Here is a 378-nt window from a genome sequence, read left to right as displayed (position 1 = left end):
GTGCTGAAGAACGCCGCGGCCCACGTGCGCTACGCGCCCTGGCTCGTGGCCAACATTCACCTGCGCGGCCCGCTGGCCGACCGCCATGGCGCAGCGCCGAGCTGGGACAACGTGATCCACGGTACGCGCGGCCTCGGCTACGTCGACGCGCGGCACCAGTCGCTCGACCCCACGCCGCGTGGCACCGTCCTCAGCTGGTACCGCCCGCTGGGGCCGAGCGGCTACGACGCGGCGGACGGTCGCAAGCTGCTGCTCGATCGGCCGTGGAGCGGCTGGCGCGACGACCTGCTCGCAGAGCTGTCGGTGCCGCACCCCGACCTGCCTTCGCTCGCCGCGCGCATCGACGTCACGCGCTATGGGCACGCCATGTCCATCCCC

General features: G+C 73.3%; 1 protein-coding gene. It reads left to right on the top strand.

Going from position 1 to position 378, the window contains the following annotated elements; translation table 11 throughout:
• The coding region (locus AC1DNC_RS16775) for a hypothetical protein (protein ID WP_476863658.1) at nt 1–378 on the top strand (378 nt) is incomplete at both ends.

It is taken from the genome of Arthrobacter sp. 01N442 (assembly GCF_056399345.1).
This window is presented reverse-complemented; position numbering and strand designations above follow the sequence as displayed.